Annotated in this window: 9 protein-coding genes; 5 read left to right on the forward strand and 4 right to left on the reverse strand. The window is 33.6% G+C overall.

Annotation, left to right across the window (positions count from 1 at the left end):
- Positions 1-123 precede the first annotated feature (123 nt).
- The 5 genes from B0E44_RS02085 to pheT all read left to right on the forward strand — a co-directional run bounded on the left by B0E44_RS02085 (position 124) and on the right by pheT (position 9293).
- The gene (locus B0E44_RS02085) at positions 124-1182 is read left to right on the forward strand and encodes an efflux RND transporter periplasmic adaptor subunit (RefSeq protein WP_077370548.1); all 1059 of its coding nucleotides are present in this window, start codon (positions 124-126) and stop codon (positions 1180-1182) included.
- Positions 1183-1254: 72 nt separating this feature from the next.
- Positions 1255-4353 carry an efflux RND transporter permease subunit gene (locus B0E44_RS02090; RefSeq protein WP_077370549.1) on the forward strand — a complete coding sequence of 1033 codons (3099 nt, stop codon included), beginning with the start codon at positions 1255-1257 and terminating at the stop codon, positions 4351-4353.
- Positions 4354-4541: 188 nt separating this feature from the next.
- The gene (locus B0E44_RS02095) at positions 4542-5852 is read left to right on the forward strand and encodes a TolC family protein (protein ID WP_077370566.1); all 1311 of its coding nucleotides are present in this window, start codon (positions 4542-4544) and stop codon (positions 5850-5852) included.
- A gap of 22 nt (positions 5853-5874) precedes the next feature.
- Positions 5875-6738, forward strand: a complete 864-nt coding sequence (locus B0E44_RS02100; RefSeq protein ID WP_077370550.1) for a bestrophin family protein — start codon at positions 5875-5877, stop codon at positions 6736-6738.
- Positions 6739-6872: 134 nt separating this feature from the next.
- On the forward strand, positions 6873-9293 hold the full coding sequence (gene pheT, locus B0E44_RS02105; protein WP_077370551.1) for a phenylalanine--tRNA ligase subunit beta: 2421 nt from the start codon (positions 6873-6875) through the stop codon (positions 9291-9293).
- 115 nt (positions 9294-9408) lie between these two features.
- On the opposite strand, the gene B0E44_RS02110 is transcribed toward pheT, so the two are convergent.
- The 4 genes from B0E44_RS02110 to B0E44_RS02125 all read right to left on the reverse strand — a co-directional run bounded on the left by B0E44_RS02110 (position 9409) and on the right by B0E44_RS02125 (position 16918).
- Positions 9409-9963 (reverse strand): fasciclin domain-containing protein, encoded by a 555-nt coding sequence (locus B0E44_RS02110; protein WP_077370552.1) that lies wholly within the window; start codon positions 9961-9963, stop codon positions 9409-9411.
- 221 nt (positions 9964-10184) lie between these two features.
- Entirely contained in the window at positions 10185-12440 is a 2256-nt protein-coding gene (locus B0E44_RS02115) for an OmpA family protein (protein ID WP_077370553.1), read from the reverse strand.
- Positions 12441-12451: 11 nt separating this feature from the next.
- Complete coding sequence (locus B0E44_RS02120) at positions 12452-13387, reverse strand: type IX secretion system membrane protein PorP/SprF (protein ID WP_077370554.1); 936 nt, start codon at positions 13385-13387, stop codon at positions 12452-12454.
- 30 nt (positions 13388-13417) lie between these two features.
- Complete coding sequence (locus tag B0E44_RS02125; protein WP_077370555.1) at positions 13418-16918, reverse strand: gliding motility-associated C-terminal domain-containing protein; 3501 nt, start codon at positions 16916-16918, stop codon at positions 13418-13420.
- Positions 16919-17066: the final 148 nt, after the last annotated feature.

Below are 17066 nucleotides of genomic sequence, written 5' to 3' on the forward strand. Positions count from 1 at the left end.
GTTTTAATATTTGTATGTACAAACGTTAAATAAAAATTAACAAATCTATTTTTAACAATTCTAAAACCTAATTTTGTTTATTCCTTATCAAAGGATACGTTAAACTTCTTTTAATTTTATAAAATGAAAATAAAAAATCTTGTTTATGCCTTATTAATAATAGGGTTTGGTGGATTTATTGCCTACAGAATTGCTAATAATAACTCAAAAAACAGTGGATCAAAAGGTAAAGATGAAAAGGATAAGCCAATGACTGTAACAGGAATTGTAGTTCATCCTACGACATTTGATAATAATTTGTCACTTTCGGGTTCGATTGAAGCCAATGAGCAAATAGAAATACGTTCTGAAGTTTCAGGAATTGTTGAAGGTATTTATTTTCAGGAAGGAAGTAATGTATCCAAAGGACAACTTTTGTTCAAAGTCAATGATATTGAATTAAGAGCACAATTGGCTCAAACCAGTACCAAAGAAGGTTTGGCTGCCGAAAATGAAAGAAGAGCAAAGTTATTGCTACAAAAGGAAGCCATTAGTCAAGAGGAATATGACATTGCAAGAGCCGATCATAAATCAGCACAGGCTCAAAGCCAATTAATCAAGGCACAAATATCTAAAACTTCGGTTCGAGCGCCTTTTTCAGGAAAAATTGGACTGCGTGCCATTTCACCCGGAACTTACATTACACCAACTGTTTTGGTTGCCAAATTGGTTAACAATAGTAAACTAAAAATTACTTTTTCAATACCTGAGAAATATGCTTCGCAAGTAAAAACAAATACACCTTTAAGTTTTACAGTTGAAGGTTCTGATGAAAAATTTTCGGCAAGAGTATATGCTATAGAACCAGAAGTTGCGGTGGCAACCAGAACGCTTCAAGTAAGAGCAATTACAGAAAACAGTCAGGGTAAATTATTGCCGGGTACTTTTGCCAATGTTGCCTTGCCTTTGAGTATCATAAAAGATGCAATCGTAGTGCCTACAGAATCGATTATTCCGGTTCAAAACGGTAAAAAAGTGTATATCGCCAAAAAAGGTATGGCCAAAGAAGTTATGGTCGAAACCGCTACCAGAACGGATGCTTCCATCCTAGTTCTTTCTGGTTTAAAAGCTGGGGATACTTTATTGACGAGCGGTGTTATGTCTTTAAAAGATTCTACTAAGGTAAAAGTAATCATCAAATAAAATGTTTATGTATTGGGTTTTGGTATTCAATCCAAAATCTAAAACCAACACTCTAAAATCTAAAATCATTAAATGAGTTTATCTACTTTAAGCATAAAAAGGCCCGTAATGACAATCGTTATGAACTTAACGATTATTTTGTTTGGTATTATAGGTTACACTTATCTGGGAGTTAGGGAATTCCCATCAATAGATCCGGCCCAAGTTTCCATTCGCACGAATTATACTGGAGCCAACTCAGATATTATTGAATCTCAAATTACCGAGCCTTTAGAAAAAGCTATCAATTCAATAGACGGAATTCGAAATGTAACCTCTTCTAGTGCACAAGGGAGCAGTAACATTACAATCGAATTTAATTTGGATAAAAATTTGGAAGAAGCGGCTAATGATGTTCGTGATAAAGTATCTCAGGCGATTCGGAATTTGCCACAAGATATTGATGCGCCCCCAGTTGTTTCCAAGGCCGATGCCAATAGTGATGCAATTATTTCGATGACGGTTCAAAGTGATACGCGAAGTGCTTTGGAGCTGAGTGATTACGCCGAAAATATAATTGGGCAACGACTTGAAACCATACCGGGAGTTAGTGGAATCCAAATTTGGGGACAAAAGAGATACGCCATGCGACTGTGGATTAATCCTGAAAAATTGTCTGCCTACGGTTGTACAGTGGCCGAAGTTAGAGAAGCTCTTAATAGCCAAAATGTAGAGTTACCCTCAGGGAAAATTACTGGAAGTAATACCGAATTGACGGTAAAAACAATAGGAAACCTTTCAAAAGCCGAGGAGTTTAATAATATCATCATTAGGTCAGATGGTGAAAAAGTAGTTCGTTTTAGCGATATCGGAACTGCTGTATTAGGACCTGAAAATGTGGAGACCAAAATGACTCAATCTGGAACTCCCCTAGTTGGTGTTGCGATTGTACCGCTTCCAGGAGCTAATTATTTGGATATTGCAAGTGAGTTTTACAAGCAATTCGAGCGATTAAAAAAGGATTTACCTAGTGACATCAAACTGAATATTGCTATTGATAACACGGTTTTTGTAAAAAAATCAGTGATTGAAGTTGCCGAAACATTGGGAATATCAATTATATTGGTGATTTTGATTATCTTTTTGTTTTTTAGGGATTGGGCAATTGCCTTTAGACCTTTAATAGATATTCCAGTTTCTTTGATTGCGACGTTCTTCATTATGTGGCTTTTCGGATTTTCGATTAATGTACTTACGCTACTTGCCATTGTTCTGGCTACTGGATTGGTTGTCGATGACGGTATTGTGGTTACCGAGAATATTTTTAAGAAAGTAGAAGAAGGAATGTCACCAATTGAAGCGGCAATAAAAGGATCGAATGAGATTTTCTTTGCAGTTATTTCGATATCAATCACCTTGGCAGCGGTATTTTTACCAGTAATTTTCTTGGAAGGTTTTGTGGGACGATTATTTAGAGAGTTTGGCGTCGTCATTGGAGCGGCGGTGTTGATTTCGGCTTTTGTGTCATTGACATTGACCCCGATGTTGAATGCTTATTTGATGAAAAGCGGAGAACAAAAAAAATCAAAATTTTATATTCGAACTGAACCGTATTTTGTAAAACTAAATACTGGTTACGCAGACGCATTGGGAAGGTTTATGAAAAGAAAATGGTTAAGTTTTCCTATACTTATTGTGTGTTTTGGGTTGATTTATTTGTTTTTTAATCTTTTGAAAAAAGAAACAGCGCCTTATGATGACCGAAGTGGTTTCGTGATGCGTATGACCACACCCGAAGGAGCTTCCTATGATTATACAGATCGCTTCATGCAGGAAGTTTCCAAATTGGTAGATGATTCCATTCCAGAAAAAAAAGTAAGCTTGGTGATTACTTCCCCAGGGTTCGGTTCTTCTTCTGTAAATAGTGGTTTCATTCGTGTCTCTTTGGTTGAGCCAGATAAAAGAGAAATATCTCAAAAGGAAATTGCCGATAAACTGACCAAATGGACAAGTCAATATTCCGAAGCTAAAACATCGGTTATCGAACAGCCGACTATTGCAGTTAACAGACGTGGTGGTTTACCGGTTCAATATATTATTCAGGCTCCGAATTTTCAGAAATTAAGAGAAAAAATTCCATTGTTTATGGATGAAGCAGCAAAAAGTGATGTTTTCTCTGTTACCGATGTGAATTTAAAATTCAACAAGCCCGAAATCAATGTTTCTATTGACAGAGAAAAAGCAGAAAGTTTGGGGATTTCAGTAAAAGATGTTGCTCAAACCTTACAGCTCTCCTTGAGTGGACAACGTTTTGGTTATTTTATCAGAAACGGAAAACAATACCAAGTCATTGGTCAGTTTGAAAGAGAAGATCGTTCAAAGCCTCTGGATTTGACGTCTATGTATGTCAAAAACAATAAAGGTGAGTTGATTCAAATGGACAACGTTGTTAAGATTGAAGAACAAAGTAATCCGCCACAGTTGTATCACAATAATCGATATATGTCGGCAACGGTTTCTGCTGGTCTTGCTCCAGGCAAAAGTCTTAGCGATGGTATTGATGCCATGAACGAGATTAAAGCCAAAGTTCTTGATGATTCATTTACCACTGATTTAGGTGGGGAATCGAGAGATTTTGTTGAAAGTAGTTCAAATACTTCTTTCGCTTTTGGGTTGGCTTTACTATTGATTTTTCTAATATTAGCTGCTCAGTTTGAAAGTTTTGTAGATCCTTTTATTATTATTTTGACAGTACCTATGGCGGTTGCCGGAGCCTTATTTTCACTTTGGCTGTTCAATCAAACTTGGAATATATTTAGCCAGATTGGAACTATTATGTTGATTGGATTGGTAACCAAGAATGGCATTTTGATTGTTGAATTTGCGAATCAATTACGGGAACAAGGAAAACCAAAATTGGAAGCGATTTTAGAAGCTTCAGAGTCAAGGTTGCGGCCGATTTTGATGACCAGTTTGGCCATTTCATTAGGAGCTTTACCAATTGCATTATCACTAGGTGCCGCAGCAACAAGTAGAATTGGAATGGGAGTTGTTATCGTTGGAGGAACTATTTTTTCTTTGGTACTTACACTATTTGTAATTCCAGCTCTGTATTTAATGTGGTCAAAAGCCCGTAAACATTATCCAGAATTTGACCATATCGATGAATATGAAAAAGAAGTAAAAAAGTAAATTTGAGTTGCTAAGACTCTAATTTTCTGAATCACTAAGTTTTTTTGAAAAGAATGTAAATTTAACTTAGTCCCGATAATTATCGGGAAAGCCGCTTAGAGTCTTAGTATCTAAATTAAAAATATAGTCAAAAAACTTAGAATCTTAGCCACTTAGTGTCTTAGCATCTATTTAAACAAACAACAATGATGAATACCAAACTTTTTCTTAAAAGCCTCCTGCTGTTTTTCTTTTGCTTTGCAATAGGAAATGCACAAGAATTGCTTACTCTTGAAAATGCCGTTAAAATAGCATTGGAAAACAATTATGAAATAAAAATTGCCGACAATAATTTAAAAATTGACAAAACAAATGTAGCTATTGGAAATGCAGGAATGCTACCTTCCATTAGTGCCGTGGCTACTGATAATAACAGCATTCAGAACACTTCCCAAACCCGATTGGATGGGAATACGGTAGAATTGGAAAATGCTAAAAATAATAGTTTGAGTTATGGTGTGGCTTTGGATTGGACTATTTTTGACGGAATGAAAATGTTTGCTAAGTATGAGCAATTGAAGGAATTGCAAAAGATGAGTGATGCCCAATTGAAAATGACAATTATTAATAAAATAAGCAGTGTCAATTCGGTTTATTTTGATTTGATTCAGGAACAGCAAAAATTATCCGATTTGGATTCTACAATTGTAATTTCCCAAAAGCGATTGGAATTCACAAAAAACAGATACACTATCGGAAAAAGTTCAAAACTCGATGTGCTGAATGCTCAAGTGGATTTGAACACGGATCTTGGTAATTTGTTAAAGGAAAAACAAACTTACGCCAATGCCAAAACACTTTTAAACCAAATATTAGCCCGAGATTTAAACACTGATTTTAAAGTTTCTGAAGGAATCAATGTGGATCGAAAATTGAAATTGGTAGAACTAATAACATTGGCAGAAAATCAAAATCCGGAATTAGTGATGCAAATCATCAATAAAAAAGTGTCGGAATTGTATTTGAAGCAAATAAAAGGAGAACGATATCCAATAATTAGAGTAAATACTGGGTATAATTTTAATGAATCAAAATCGAGTCTTGGTTTTACGACCCAATCTTCTTCAAATGGTTTGAATTATGGTTTTACAGCTTCTTTGAATTTGTTTGATGGTGATGCACAAAACAGAAATGAAAAAATTGCAAAAATGCAAGTTGACAATTCTCAATTATTAATTGACCAACAGTTAATCCAATTAAGAAGTAACTTGACTGTTGCTTTTCAGGTGTATTTGACCAACTTGGATTTAATTGATTTAGAAGTAAATAACACAGCTATTTCTAAGCAAAATCTTGAAATTACTGCCGAAAAATTTAAAATAGGAACTATTACATCTGTTGAATTTAGAGCAGCTCAGTTGAATTATATCAATTCAAGAATTCGTTTAAGCAGTGCCCAATTTCAAGCAAAATTATCTGAAATAACATTAAGGGAATTGGCCGGTAATCTTAATTTTTAATTATTTTTGACAAAAAAAAATAATGATTTCATACAATCCAAAAATTTGGTTGGCTTACATTTTTCGTTTTCACAAATCAGATACTTTTAGAAATTTATTTCCATTATTACTTATAATCGCAGTTTATTCGGGTATAATAGCTTATCTTGAGATTGAATACTTCAAATTAACTGAAAACAGCCACGTAAAAAACCTTTTTGTAATTCATACAACTTTGGGTTTTGTAATCTCTTTGTTATTGGCCTACCGAATCAATTCTGCTTATGACCGTTGGTGGGAAGGTCGTAAATTATGGGGGGCATTGGTCAATAATAGCCGAAATTTAGCCATCAAACTTTCGGTTATATTAAAGGATGAGAAAGATTTGGCCTATTTTAGAAAATTAATTCCAAGTTATGCTTCAATGCTGAACAAGCATTTGAAAGATGAAGAAACAAGTATGCAATTGTTTGAACATGTGGATTTAGCATTGGATCTTCACAAACACAGACCCAATCAAATCGCAAAAATGTTGTTTCAAAAAATAAATGACTTGTATCTTACTCATAAAATATCAGGAGATCAATTGATTATCTTACACAATGAAATACAATCTTTCACAGATATATGTGGTGGCTGTGAGCGTATTAAAAACACGCCTATTCCCTATTCTTACAGTACATTTATCAAAAAGTTCATTTTTGTTTTTGTTTTAACGCTGCCCTATGCTTATGTATTTACTTTAGGGTATTACGTAATTCCAGTAGTAACTTTTATATTTTATGTTTTGGTTAGTATCGAATTGATTTCGGAAGAAATTGAAGAACCTTTTGGTTATGATGAAAATGATTTGCCAACTACAAAAATTGCTGAAAACATTAAAAAACATATAGAAGAAATTATATAAAAAAGTGCGTCAAAATTTGTTGCAATAGATTTGATTTTTGGCGTGTACTAACTTTGACCCTCAAAAAACATTGATTATATTTGCCCCCGAGGCCGTAAGGCAAACGGACGAAGTAATATTGAAAATAACTTAAAATGAAAATATCTTATAACTGGTTAAAACAGTTCCTTAAAATAGATTGGAAATCAGATGAAACTGCTGCATTGCTTACTGATTTAGGACTTGAAGTAGAAATCGTAGAAAAATACCAATCGGTAAAAGGCGGATTGGAAGGAATCGTTGTGGGACATGTTCTTACTTGTATTCCACATCCAGATGCAGATCGATTAAAAATCACTACCGTTGATTTGGGTGATGGGATTCCTTTGCAAATCGTTTGTGGAGCCAGTAATGTTGAAGCAGGTCAAAAAGTTCCTGTTGCTACCATTGGAACCGTTTTGTATGATAAAGAAGGGAATGCATTTACCATAAAAAAAGGAAAAATTAGAGGGCAGGAAAGTCATGGAATGATTTGTGCCGAAGATGAATTAGGTCTTGGCGAGAGTCATGACGGAATCATGGTACTTGATGATGTGATTGTAGCAGGATCATTGGCTTCAACCGTTTTTAAAATAGAAAATGACGAAGTTTTTGAGATTGGTTTAACACCAAATCGTGCCGATGCCATGAGTCATTTGGGAACTGCACGTGATTTAAGAGCTGGGTTAATACAGAAAGGGATTAATGTAGAATTAATCACTCCATCAGTAAGTAATTTTAGAGTTGACAAAAGAACATTGAAAATTGATGTTGATGTCAAAGATATTCATTTAGCGCCAAGATATTGTGGAGTTACTATTTCTGGAATCTCAGTAAAAGAATCTCCAGATTGGTTGAAAAATAGATTGAAAGCCATTGGTATCAATCCAAAAAATAATATTGTGGATGTTACCAATTATGTATTGCATGATTTAGGGCAACCCTTGCACGCTTTTGATGCGGCTAAAATCAATGGAAAAATTATTGTGCAAACACTTCCAGCAGGAACTAAATTCACTACTTTGGATGATGTGGAAAGAACTTTGCATGAGGAAGATTTGATGATTTGTGACGAAAAGGGACCAATGTGTATAGCAGGTGTTTTTGGTGGTAAAAAATCAGGAGTGACTGAGACAACCAATTCTATATTCTTGGAAAGTGCTTATTTTAATCCAGTGAGTATTCGTAAATCAGCCAAAAGACACCAACTGAATACAGATGCTTCTTTTAGATTTGAAAGAGGTATTGATCCTACAATTACCGAATATGCTTTGAAAAGAGCAGCTTTGCTGATACAAGAAGTGGCTGGTGGAGAAATTACATCAGAGATTGTTAATATTTATCAAAAGAAAATTGAAGATTTTCCAGTCTTTTTAAATTTCAATAATGTAGCTCGTATTATTGGGCAAGAATTACCAAAAGATACCATCAAGCAAATTTTAGCTTCTTTGGAGATTAAAGTCAATAGTGTTTCGGATGCTGGTCTAGGATTGACTATTCCTGCATATCGTGTGGATGTACAAAGGGAAATTGATGTGATTGAGGAAATTTTGAGAGTGTATGGTTATAACAATATTGTATTCTCCAAAAAACTAAACGCGACAGTTTCTAATTCTCCACGAAATGAAGATTATAAAGTACAAAATACAGTAGCAACTCAATTGAATTCTCAAGGTTTCCATGAGATGATGGCCAATTCACTGACTACAGCTTCTTATGTACAGCTTTCCGAAATGTTAAAAGAAGAGTACAATGTAACGATGTTAAATCCATTAAGTAGTGATTTGGCAACATTGCGTCAGTCTTTATTGTTTTCTGGATTGGAGGCGATATCGTATAATATTAACCGTAAAAATTCCGATTTAAAATTATTTGAATTTGGGAAATCATATCATAAATTTTTAGCTGGTTACGAAGAAATTAAGCATTTAACTTTGTTTCAAACTGGTAACAGAAATCAAGAGAGCTGGACAAATGCTCAGAAACCTTCTGATTTCTTTTTATTCAAAGGGTATGTGGAAGCTATACTTTCAAGATTAGGTATTTCTAGTGCAAAAAGTGTAGCAGTTTCATCGGATGTTTTTTCAGAAGGAATTGCATTAGGTTTCGGAAGTGAAACTTTAGTTGAGTTTGGTGTTGTTAAAAAATCAGTTTTAAAGCACTTTGGAATCAAACAAGAAGTTTTCTATGCTGATTTTAATTGGGCTACGGTTTTAAAATTAATGTCTAGTAAAATAAAATATACTGAAATTCCAAAATATCCAGAAGTTCGCAGAGATTTGGCTTTATTGGTTGATCAAAATGTAACTTATGATGCCATTTACACTATAGCAAGACAAACAGAAAAATCTTTATTAAAAGAGGTGAATTTGTTTGATGTTTACGAAGGCCAAAATTTACCTGAAGGTAAAAAATCCTATGCATTGAGTTTCACGATTCAAGATACTGCCAAAACACTTGAAGATACACAAATTGATAAAATCATGAATAAACTAATAAAGAATTTTGAAACAGAACTTGGAGCAAGTTTGAGATAATTTCTTTATAATAAATGTAAAATCCCAATGCTAATTTTTTATAGCATTGGGATTTTTTTAAGTTCTGGTAATCAATCAGAACTTAGCAATAAACTAATTAACATCAAACAAACAATTATTGTTTAGGTAAAACAACTGTGTCAATTACATGAATTACGCCATTAGATTGATTTACATCGGCAATTGTTACTTTAGCTTTAGTTCCATTTTCGTCAGTAATATATAAATCTTTTCCTTGCATCCAGGCAATTAATGTTCCACCACTCACTGTTTTCAACATTGTTTTTCCATTTCCTTCTTTAATTGCATTTGCTATATCAGCAGCATTCATTCTTCCGGCAACTACATGGTAAGTTAAAATGGTTTGCAATGTTTTTAAATTTTCAGGTTTCAGTAAGTTTTCTACTGTTCCTTTTGGCAATTTGTCAAACGCAGTATTTGTTGGGGCAAAAACGGTGAATGGTCCGGCACTTTGTAAAGTTTCAACTAAACCTGCTGCTTTTACAGCAGCAACTAATGTGGTGTGATCTTTTGAGTTTACTGCATTTTCAATAATATTTTTGGTAGGATACATAGCTGCTCCTCCAACCATAACACTTTTTTGAGCATAAGACGTTACTCCTAACATTAATCCAAAGAATGCAATCGATAAAAATTTTCTAGTTTTCATAAAAATCTATTTTTAAAAGTTATATAAAGACATTTACGCAAACAGATTGCTTTTGGTTTTACTAAAATGATTTTTTTTTTAATTTTATTTCTTAAGAAGATGAAAAAAAAAAAATTAATTGATTTTCAATTTGTTATATTTTTTTAATAGAATAAAAAAAGGCAATAGGTTTTAAAAACCGATTGCCTTTTTTAAATGATACAGTTGTATGTTATTATTTATTACAAGTTTTTTATCACAAACTCACTTCTTCTGTTTAATTCGTGTTGTTCTTCATCACAAGAGTTATCAGGAATGCATTTTACAATTGGAACTGATTCTCCATAACCTTTGGCAAGAACTCTATTTTTAGGAACTCCTTGTTCCAAAATATAATCTCTTGTTGCATCGGCTCTTTTTTGAGAAAGATCCGCGTTGAATTTTGCATTTCCACGATTATCAGTGTGTGAACCGATTTCTACAACCATTTCAGGATATTTGTTCATTAATTCAACAACACGATTCAAAATTCTTTTCGATTCTTTTCGAATATACCACATATTATAATCAAAATAGATTGGATCGGTCTTGATAATTAATCGGTCTTTATCTTTTACTACATCTTTTTCGGCAGCAACGATAGCAGCCGTTTTTTCTTTTTTCTTGGCGGCAGCAATTTCTTTATTTTTTTTGTCTGCAGCAAGTTTGTCTTTTTTCAATTGTTGAGCAGCTTCCAAGTCCGCCAATCTTTTTGACTCTAGAGCAATTGCATCATCTTTTTTCTTTTGCTTTAGGGCATTAGTATCAGCTATTTTCTTTTCCTGAAGAGCAATTGCATCAGCTTTCTTTTTTTGTTCAAGTGCAACTAATTCAGCAGCTTTCAATTGTTGCGCTATAATTAAATCGGCAGCTATTTTTTTCTCCAAAGCTATTTGTTCTTCTTTTTTGATAATATCCATGGATCGAATTTCCATAGAACCATCATTCGATTTATTTCTTTCTCCCGAAATATGGAACGATTTTGAATTCTCGGTATAATTTTCTTTGGTAGCCAATAAAGAATAGTTAGACTCACATGCAATTGTAAAACTAAATTTTCCATCTGCTGTAGTAATTGTTTTTTCAAGCTCTTGATTGGCAGAGTTTTTCAATATTACAATAGCATTTTCTAATGCAAGATGCGAATCGACATCTGTTATTATACCGGCAATATATTGTTTGCAATCTTCGATAAGTAATTCTTTGGTTTCTTTCAAAGAATAAATATCATCTTTCCCTTTTCCACCGGGTCTGTCGGATGAAAAATAGCCTTCCTTCGTGTGAGAATCAACAAAATAGGCAAAATCGTCATAACCCGAGTTTACTGGAAGTCCTACATTCGAAGCTTTAGAATAGGAATTGTCTTGAATATCCGAAACAAAAATATCTAAAGCACCATAGCCTTCATGACCATTGGAAGAAAAATATAGTTTATTGTCTTTAGAAACAAATGGAAACTGCTCTCTTTTGGTGGTATTTATTTTATCTCCCAAATTTATTGGTTTTCCATAAACAGAGCCATCAATTGATACGCTAAAAATATCCAATGAGCCCAATGTACCTGGCATATCAGATGCAAAATACAATGTCCTTTCATCAGGACTTAGAGCTGGATGTTCAACCGAATAATCTGGACTATTGAAAGGCAATGGCATAACATTTGTCCATTTGTTCTTAAGTAACTCAGCTTTGAAAATTTGAATGTTTGATATTTTAGATGCATTCTTCCCTCTTCTACCGTTGTTTGAATTGTTTCGGGTAAAATACATGGTTTTGCCATCCTTTGTAAAAATAGCATTCGATTCGTGCATAGGCGATTTTAAATCTTTTGAAAAATATGCAGCAATAGAATCTTTTGAGTTTGCATTTTTTAAGGGAATACTAACTAAATTCAGATACGATTCATTATTCCATTTATAGGTTTTGTCAAATAGATTGGGTTTCTTTTTGACTGCTGCAAATACTAAATTATCTCTGAAAATAACAGCGCCAAACTCAGAATTTTCAGTGTTAATGGCTAAGTTTTGAATGTCAAATCTTTGTCCTATAGCACTAACATTTTTTAAGGTTTTGATGTCTTTATCTAATTTTTCAATAGCTGTATTGTTATTTGAAGCTAAATAAAATTCTCGCAGGATTTTATTAGCTTCATCATATTTTCCTTTGGCTTTTAATGTTTGTGAATATCTAAAATAAAAATCTTCATTGAGATTTTTGTTGTTGCTTAAAATTGCATATTGAGCTTGTGCTTTATCATAATCATTGGTATAAAAATAACAATCCCCTAAATTTTGAATAATTTCAACAGTTTGGTTTTTGGCACTTACTTTTTCATACAACGGAATTGCGGCACTATAATAGGTTTTGCCAAACAATTGATTGGCTCTTTGCAAATCCTGTTGTTGGGCTTGCATCAATTGGATTGAAAATACGATAAGGAGTATATATATTCTGTTCATTTTTTACTTTTTTAGAAAAACCTAGGTGATTTGTCGTATCCTTTGCCTAATAAATCCAAGTTATACAATAATACAATTTCATGGGATCCAGAACTGAATTGACTAAGATTTGAAGTTACATAATCATAAGAGTAACCAACTCTTAAATTTGGTGTTACATTGACATTCATCAGTAAGCTAACAGAATCGTCAAATCGATAAGCTACTCCAAGTTCGAACTTTTCATTATATAATACATTTGCCGTTAAATCAACTGAAACTGGTGCTCCTTTTACAAATATGGCCATAGCAGCGGGTTTGAATTTGAAAGCTTCATTAATGTCAAAAACATATCCTCCGGTCAAATAAGTATGAATTTCTTGAGGACCAAAAGAATTAATATCTGCTCTTGATTTAATATGTTCTGCCGAAAGCAGGTTTGGTACAGAAAGTCCAACATAATAATTATCGGTAAAATAATAGGCCCCAACTCCAATGTTAGGTACGGTTTCATTTATATTTTCTGCAAATGCTTTATCGGTAGAAATATCACCAGAATTCAATTGAAAACCATTAAAGTTGGTACTTATTGAAGAGAAGCCAGCTTTTAGTCCAAATGAAAGTTTCTGTTTTTCATTCAATTGAAGCACATAGGCAAAATCGGCAAAAAGATTAGTTTCTTTTTTGGCTCCATCTCCAATATCATCCGATACTAATGAGAAACCTCCTTCGATCTTTTCACTTATTGGAGTATGTGCAAACAATGTAAGGGTTTTTGGGGCGCCTTTAATTCCAGCCCACTGATAACGATACAAACTTCCTAAATTAAGTATTGAAGGGGTTGCTGTTGCATACGCAGGATTTACCACACTCATATTGTTCATGTATTGAGTGAAATGGGGATCTTGCTGAGCGGTTGCCTTTAGTATGGAAAGGAAAAAAAACACTAGAAGTATTATTTTTTTCATTAGAATAAATTTAATAGGTAAGAAAATGAATTATCGATTTAAATAAAGTTGGCCTTGTTTTGGAGGCAAATTATCTTTATTATAGTTGATAATATAAAAATAGACTCCAGCAGGTGCATCACCATCTATAAAGCTTGAATTGGAATTTTTTCCATTCCAATCCGGTTTATTGATGTCTCCTTTGAATAAAACATTTCCGTATCGATTAAAAATTTCTAAAGTGTAATTTGGAAAGGAAAATTCAACATCAATGATTTGAAAAGTATCATTTATACCATCACCATTTGGAGAAAATCCATCAGGAATCTTTAATTTTTCGGGAGTTACATTACAATCGGTTAGGGAAACGGTTACCGCTAAAGGACTGGAAAAACATTGAGTTGTTGTATTATAATCGAAACCAAAATACGTTGCTCCTTCTGTAAGTAAGTCTGTACTAGGAAGTAATATTCCGTTTGTTGCAGCGTCATACCAAGCTAAATTTGTTGATGCCGTGGTATTGTTTGATAAATTTAGAATTGTCGGTTGGTCAATTCCGCAAAATTCTTCTCCATTGGGTTGCAAAACGGGTGTTTGAACCGAATTTATTATCACATTAATTGGAGTTGCTGAAGATTCACACCCTGTGACAAGGTGCTTTTCTTTAACAAAATAATTTCCTGTTGCCAAAATTGCGGTTAATGGCAAAGGTGTTGTGCTAGCAGATGTGTTATACCAATTGTATTGATTTCCGTTTGGAATTAAATTAGCTACTGTTGCCAACTCTGTTTCACAAAAACTTTGATCGCTAGCAGTTGGATTGATAGGTATGGAATTAACAGTGAAATTTTTGGTTACAGTATTAATTATTGCAGAGCAGCCATTGCCAGTATTGGTTAAATCTGTTATAGCCAAGATACTACTCCCTGTATTTAAAAGATTGCTCGCAGGTATTGAAAAGCTTGTTTTTCCTGCATTAACAGTCAATGAAATTGTTTGAGAGCTTATTGCATTTACTCCCGACACAGTATAACTCAATGTAATATTCGTTAAGGTTCCCAATCCAGTAATATCGACATTTAGGGCTTGACCCAAACAGGCATCTTTTACTGTCACAAGCATACTGGAAACATCAGGTAAAGCATTTACAGTAAAGACTTTTGACAACGTTGATGCGTTCGTACAATTGGTTGTTATGTTGGTAATATTTGTAATAACAATAGTTGTGTTTCCAGAATTTGGAATTAAATTGGATGCTATAGTAAAATTGGCTAACCCAGCAGTAATATTTAAAGTCGATGGAATTGCATTAGCTATATTACTTCCTGATAAATTATAAAGAATATCATAGATCCCATCAGTAAGATTGGATGTGCCGGAGAAATTTACACTTGCAGTATATCCTTGGCAAATAGGTGTAATATTTAATGTTGCATTATTGATTTGTGGAGTGGTATTTATTGCTACCATAATAGTTTTTAAACTAGATTCACAACCTGTTAGTGCATTTACTTCTTTTACATAATAATTTCCACTAACTAAAGGTGTTGTACTAATTAACGGGACTGTGCTTGTTGCCGAATCAAACCATTGATATTGATTTCCTTGAGGGCTTAAATTGGCAACAGTTGCGTTTTCTGAAGTGCAAAAATTTTGATCATTTGCAGCTGGAATAGCAGGTATTGGATTTACAGTAAAATCTGTTTTATTATTTATGGCTAAAGTACATCCAGTTACTGTATTGGTCAAATCAGTTATTGTGAAAGAGGTCAGCCCAACATTTGGGATATCAGTTGCCGGAATAACAAAATTAACTTCACCAGCTACTACTGCTAAAGGAATAGTTTGTGATGTCAAAGTATTAAATCCTGAAAGATTATAAGTAATAGCAATAGCTGTCAAAGTTCCTAAACCCGATAATTTTACACTTATGGGCTGACCTTGACATACATCATTAATTGTTGCAACTAAATTGGTTGCGTCAGGTAAAGGATTTACCGTAAATTGCTCATTAAGTGCAGATGTATTGGTACAACCAGTTGCAGTATTGGTAATTCGGGTAATAGTAATGGTGCTCGTACCTACATTTGGAATCAAAGCTTTTGGAATTGCAAAAGAACCTAAACCACTTGTAATACTTAGAACAGAAGGGATTGCTACGGCTGTATTACTACCGCTTATATTGTAAAGGATATCATAATTTCCATCGGTAAGATTTGATGTTCCAGAAAAATTTACTAATGCGTCAAAGGTTTGACAAACTGGAACAATAGTTAGTGTAGCATTATTGATTTTAGGAATTGGGTTAATATGGAAAACATCGAAAATTGAACCTATTATATTTTTACAAATACCCAGACTTGACGTACTAACTATATTTGTAATTGTAATAGTATAAGAACCTACTCCAGAAAAATTACTTGATGGTATAGGCAACTGCATTTTTCCACCAATAAAATTCTGTGTTGTAGTAATTGGTAAAGGAACTCCAGTAATTGTATAAGTTACTTCATAAGCTCCGTTAGGAATGTTTTGAACTCCTTGAAATAAATCTCCCCAAATTGTTGGTGTTATAAGGTCTTCACAAATACTATCAACTACATTAAATGTCGCGCCAGTAAAATCAAGTTGTTTTTCAATAGTGATATCTACAGATGATGACTGATCGGAACAAACCAAATAATTTGATGGCACAGTATAGGTAAAACTATAAACACCTGGTCCTCTAGTATTGTAAATATTTTGAATATTAATATTAGAATCTGTAGCACTAGTTATTTCTCCAAGCCCAGCATCTGTCCATGCTCCACCAATATCTTCTCCGTTCAATTGTTCGAATAAATCAAAATTAGTGTAGGTGCCTAATACATTAGAACATAATTGCAAATTCGTTGGTGTGCCTGATTCAGGTCCTCTGAATATTGAAACATTTACAGTAGAAGAAACAGATGAATTACAAGTCGATCCTAACGGAGATGGGACTGTGTAAGTATAAGGATAAGTGTTTCCTGAAGGAGGAGCAGCAGTATTAAGTGTATTGCCCGATAAACCACCAGCACCAGAATCATCATTCCAAGTACCATTTGTTTGTGGTGATGGTGTTGGAACCCCTTTAAAAAGCTTGAACAAATTCAAACTTTCATTGTTACAAACAGAAAAATCAGGACCAGGAGTTCCGGCATATCCCCCAATTGTAACTGTTACAATAGCTGAATCTGTACAACCTAACCCATCTGAAACGGTATAGGTATAATTATAAATACCACTTTTTTTGATTTGCTGAGCATTTAAAATACCAGATGTTGTATTTAAACCTAAAGATTTATCATCATCAGACCAAGTTCCTCCAAGTGTGTGAGGCCCTAATTGGGCATTCAAATCTACAGAAATACTCGATGGATTTGCAATGTCGCAAACATTTAAAGTATTATTATCACTTCCTGCAATTCCGGTACATTGAGCATTAACATCAATAGAATAGAAAAATAGAAAAAGAAATGTCAGAAAAGAATAAAATGTAAAATGAGTAGGAAAACGTAGTTTTGGAACCATAAATTTTATTTGATTTCACCAAAAATAAACATTTCCATATAACTTAACATACTTTTAACCTTTTATTTAGTACAAGCTATAAAAAAAAATTGAGTACTAAAAACTATAAGTATGAATGGTTTTTTAAAAACATAAAAAAAAGCCCCGC

Source organism: Flavobacterium sp. A45 (assembly GCF_002001005.1).
GTDB lineage: Bacteria > Bacteroidota > Bacteroidia > Flavobacteriales > Flavobacteriaceae > Flavobacterium.